The 5,365-nt window shown below is 55.3% G+C and carries 2 rRNA genes; both read right to left on the bottom strand.

Annotated features, from left to right (window positions below):
* Positions 1-103: 103 nt before the first annotated feature.
* Positions 104-3,239: ribosomal RNA gene (locus LJ754_RS16625) — 23S ribosomal RNA — on the bottom strand.
* A 511-nt stretch (positions 3,240-3,750) separates the two neighbouring features.
* A 16S ribosomal RNA gene (locus LJ754_RS16620) occupies positions 3,751-5,278 on the bottom strand.
* Together the 16S and 23S rRNA genes form the textbook arrangement of a ribosomal RNA operon.
* Positions 5,279-5,365 lie beyond the last annotated feature (87 nt).

The raw sequence follows: 5,365 nt of genomic DNA, 5'->3' as shown, positions 1-5,365 counted from the left end.
CACGGGTTGTTGTCCGGGAACCACATAGTGGACGCAAGCAGCATGATCACAACACCCTCTACATTGGGAAACCGTTTGAAGTCGTGTTTCCCCAGGTGTTGATGTGGTGTAAGTTATCGGCCTATTAGTACCGGTCAGCTTCACGGGTCTTTAGTCCCCGCTTCCACATCCGGCCTATCAACCCAGTGGTCTGGCTGGGGGCCTCTCACACACAAGGTGTATGGAAATCTCATCTCGAAGCGGGCTTCCCGCTTAGATGCTTTCAGCGGTTATCCCATCCGAACGTAGCTAATCAGCGGTGCACTTGGCAGTACAACTGACACACCAGAGGTTCGTCCGTCCCGGTCCTCTCGTACTAAGGACAGCCCTTCTCAAATTTCCTGCGCGCGCAGCGGATAGGGACCGAACTGTCTCACGACGTTCTAAACCCAGCTCGCGTACCGCTTTAATGGGCGAACAGCCCAACCCTTGGGACCTACTCCAGCCCCAGGATGCGACGAGCCGACATCGAGGTGCCAAACCATGCCGTCGATATGGACTCTTGGGCAAGATCAGCCTGTTATCCCCGAGGTACCTTTTATCCGTTGAGCGACGGCCATTCCACAATGTACCGCCGGATCACTAGTCCCGACTTTCGTCCCTGCTCGAGATGTCTCTCTCACAGTCAAGCTCCCTTGTGCACTTACACTCGACACCTGATTGCCAACCAGGCTGAGGGAACCTTTGGGCGCCTCCGTTACTCTTTAGGAGGCAACCGCCCCAGTTAAACTACCCATCAGGCACTGTCCCTGACCCGGATTACGGGCCGAAGTTAGATATCCAGTATGACCAGAGTGGTATTTCAACGATGACTCCACCCGAACTGGCGTCCGGGTCTCACAGTCTCCCACCTATCCTACACAAGCCACACCGAACACCAATACCAAACTATAGTAAAGGTCTCGGGGTCTTTCCGTCCTGCTGCGCGTAACGAGCATCTTTACTCGTACTGCAATTTCGCCGAGTTTATGGTTGAGACAGCGGGGAAGTCGTTACTCCATTCGTGCAGGTCGGAACTTACCCGACAAGGAATTTCGCTACCTTAGGATGGTTATAGTTACCACCGCCGTTTACTGGGGCTTAAATTCCCAGCTTCGCCCGTAAGGGCTAACCGGTCCTCTTAACCTTCCAGCACCGGGCAGGAGTCAGTCCGTATACATCGTCTTGCGACTTCGCACGGACCTGTGTTTTTAGTAAACAGTCGCTTCCCCCTGGTCTCTGCGGCCCCGATCCCCTCCGGACAGCAAGTGTCCATCAAGGTTGGGGCCCCCCTTCTCCCGAAGTTACGGGGGCATTTTGCCGAGTTCCTTAACCATAATTCTCTCGATCGCCTTAGTATTCTCTACCTGATCACCTGTGTCGGTTTGGGGTACGGGCGGCTAAAACCTCGCGCCGATGCTTTTCTAGGCAGCATAGGATCACCGGATCCCCCCGTGAGGGAGTCCCGTCAGATCTCAGGCACGTCATCAAAGACACCGTGACGGATTTACCTATCACGGACCCTACATCCTTAGACCAGGTCAACCATCGCCTGGCCCGGCTACCTTCCTGCGTCACACCTGTTAATACGCTTACCTCCCAGGATCAGGTCCCGTGCTCGGCCAAAACCCTCACACCACAAGGATGCTCGGGCAGGCTCCGGACGGTTAGTGTCCCCTGCTTGGTATGGGCGGTTTTTCGCCGGTACGGGAATATCAACCCGTTGTCCATCGACTACGCCTGTCGGCCTCGCCTTAGGTCCCGACTTACCCAGGGCAGATTAGCTTGACCCTGGAACCCTTGATCATTCGGCGGACGGGTTTCTCACCCGTCTTTCGCTACTCATGCCTGCATTCTCACTCGTGTAGGCTCCACAACTGGTTTACACCGCTGCTTCACTGCCCACACGACGCTCCCCTACCCATCCAGACGACTGAACCACGAAGGCTTATCTAATATCTGAATGCCACAACTTCGGCGGTGTACTTGAGCCCCGCTACATTGTCGGCGCGGAATCACTTGACCAGTGAGCTATTACGCACTCTTTCAAGGGTGGCTGCTTCTAAGCCAACCTCCTGGTTGTCTGGGCAACTCCACATCCTTTCCCACTTAGCACACGCTTAGGGGCCTTAGTTGGTGGTCTGGGCTGTTTCCCTCTCGACTATGAAGCTTATCCCCCACAGTCTCACTGCTGCGCTCTGACTTACCGGCATTCGGAGTTTGGCTGACGTCAGTAACCTTGTAGGGCCCATTAGCCATCCAGTAGCTCTACCTCCGGTAAGAAACACGCAACGCTGCACCTAAATGCATTTCGGGGAGAACCAGCTATCACGGAGTTTGATTGGCCTTTCACCCCTACCCACAGCTCATCCCCTCCATTTTCAACTGAAGTGGGTTCGGTCCTCCACGACGTCTTACCGTCGCTTCAACCTGGCCATGGGTAGATCACTCCGCTTCGGGTCTAGATCACGCCACTGCATCGCCCTATTCAGACTCGCTTTCGCTACGGCTTCCCCACACGGGTTAACCTCGCGACGTAACACTAACTCGCAGGCTCATTCTTCAAAAGGCACGCTGTCACAGCAATCAGAGCTGCTCCAACGGTTTGTAGGCACACGGTTTCAGGTACTATTTCACTCCCCTCCCGGGGTACTTTTCACCTTTCCCTCACGGTACTTGTCCGCTATCGGTCATCAGGGAGTATTTAGGCTTACCAGGTGGTCCTGGCAGATTCGCACGGGATTTCTCGGGCCCCGTGCTACTTGGGATCCTCTCCAAGCGGCAGCATACATTCCGGTTACGGGGCTAACACCCTCTACGGCCTGGCTTTCAAACCAGTTCACCTATGCACCTGCACTCACTTCACCAATCCGGCAGAATCGGTACGGAAAGTCCCGCAACCCCAGTGATGCAACGCCCGCCGGCTATCACACACCACTGGTTTAGCCTCTTCCGCGTTCGCTCGCCACTACTAACGGAATCACTGTTGTTTTCTCTTCCTGTGGGTACTGAGATGTTTCACTTCCCCACGTTCCCTCCACGCACCCTATGTGTTCAGATGCGGGTCACCCGGTCACTCGCGCGCCGGGCGGGGTTTCCCCATTCGGACATCCTGGGATCAAAGTTCGGTTATCAACTCCCCCAGGCTTATCGCAGATTCCTACGTCCTTCTTCGGCTCCTGATGCCAAGGCATCCACCGTGTGCCCTTAAAAACTTGACCACAAAGATCAATAATTAATATCGCTATCGAGAAAACCATGGAGGCCGGTAAAAACCGGTCACCAGGTTTATCTGAAATTGCACTTAATAATTTTTAAGATGCTCGCGTCCACTATGTAGTTCTCAAACAACAACCCCGTCGCACCCATCCCCACCACCAACCAGCCCCCTCAAAGGGAACCGGCACCCGTGATGTACCCGGCATGCGCAGGAACAAACAGAAACAAACCACAACCATGAACACCCCACCCCCCGAAAGGGAAGAAGCCCCACAGCCCTGTTGTCTCAGGACCCAACAGTGTGCCAAACGGTCAACCGGTAACCTGCCCGCACCGCTTTCCAGAACCCCAAAGGGAACGTACTCACTGATGCCAGGCAATCATGCCGGCGCCTATCCATTGATATTCCACCCTTGAGCACCCACCGGAAAACATATGCTTCCGACATGGGCATCTCCTGCAAAGCACACATCCAACGCTGTGGAAGGACATCCGCTTCGAGGTGCTCCTTAGAAAGGAGGTGATCCAGCCGCACCTTCCGGTACGGCTACCTTGTTACGACTTAGTCCCAATCGCCGGTCCCACCTTCGACGGCTCCCTCCCACAAGGGGTTAGGCCACCGGCTTCGGGTGTTACCAACTTTCGTGACTTGACGGGCGGTGTGTACAAGGCCCGGGAACGTATTCACCGCAGCGTTGCTGATCTGCGATTACTAGCGACTCCAACTTCATGAGGTCGAGTTGCAGACCTCAATCCGAACTGAGACCGGCTTTTTGGGATTAGCTCCACCTCACAGTATCGCAACCCTTTGTACCGGCCATTGTAGCATGCGTGAAGCCCAAGACATAAGGGGCATGATGATTTGACGTCGTCCCCACCTTCCTCCGAGTTGACCCCGGCAGTCTCCTATGAGTCCCCGCCATAACGCGCTGGCAACATAGAACGAGGGTTGCGCTCGTTGCGGGACTTAACCCAACATCTCACGACACGAGCTGACGACAACCATGCACCACCTGTAAACCGGCCACAAGTGGGGGACCTGTTTCCAGGTCTTACCGGTTCATGTCAAGCCTTGGTAAGGTTCTTCGCGTTGCATCGAATTAATCCGCATGCTCCGCCGCTTGTGCGGGCCCCCGTCAATTCCTTTGAGTTTTAGCCTTGCGGCCGTACTCCCCAGGCGGGGCACTTAATGCGTTAGCTACGGCGCGGAAAACGTGGAATGTCCCCCACACCTAGTGCCCAACGTTTACGGCATGGACTACCAGGGTATCTAATCCTGTTCGCTCCCCATGCTTTCGCTCCTCAGCGTCAGTTAATGCCCAGAGACCTGCCTTCGCCATCGGTGTTCCTCCTGATATCTGCGCATTTCACCGCTACACCAGGAATTCCAGTCTCCCCTACATCACTCTAGTCTGCCCGTACCCACTGCAGACCCGGGGTTGAGCCCCGGGCTTTCACAGCAGACGCGACAAACCGCCTACGAGCTCTTTACGCCCAATAATTCCGGATAACGCTTGCGCCCTACGTATTACCGCGGCTGCTGGCACGTAGTTAGCCGGCGCTTCTTCTGCAGGTACCGTCACTTTCGCTTCTTCCCTGCTGAAAGAGGTTTACAACCCGAAGGCATTCGTCCCTCACGCGGCGTCGCTGCATCAGGCTTTCGCCCATTGTGCAATATTCCCCACTGCTGCCTCCCGTAGGAGTCTGGGCCGTGTCTCAGTCCCAGTGTGGCCGGTCACCCTCTCAGGCCGGCTACCCGTCGTCGCCTTGGTGGGCCATTACCCCAACCAACAAGCTGATAGGCCGCGAGTCCATCCAAAACCGCATAAAGCTTTCCACGAACCGCCATGCGGTGGTCCGTCGTATCCGGTATTAGACCCGGTTTCCCAGGCTTATCCCGAAGTCAAGGGCAGGTTACTCACGTGTTACTCACCCGTTCGCCACTAATCATTCTGTGCAAGCACAGAAGTCATCGTTCGACTTGCATGTGTTAAGCACGCCGCCAGCGTTCATCCTGAGCCAGGATCAAACTCTCCGTAAATGTTCATACAGACACAATGCCGGGGCCAAGGAAAATTGGCCGCCAGGCACTGCACTAAATTCGAAACCAGCTAAAAAAACCATTCCA

The organism is Arthrobacter sp. zg-Y40 (assembly GCF_020731535.1).
Lineage (GTDB): Bacteria > Actinomycetota > Actinomycetes > Actinomycetales > Micrococcaceae > Arthrobacter_B.
The sequence above is the reverse complement of the archived record's forward strand: the minus strand, read 5'-3'. Positions and strand labels throughout refer to the sequence as shown.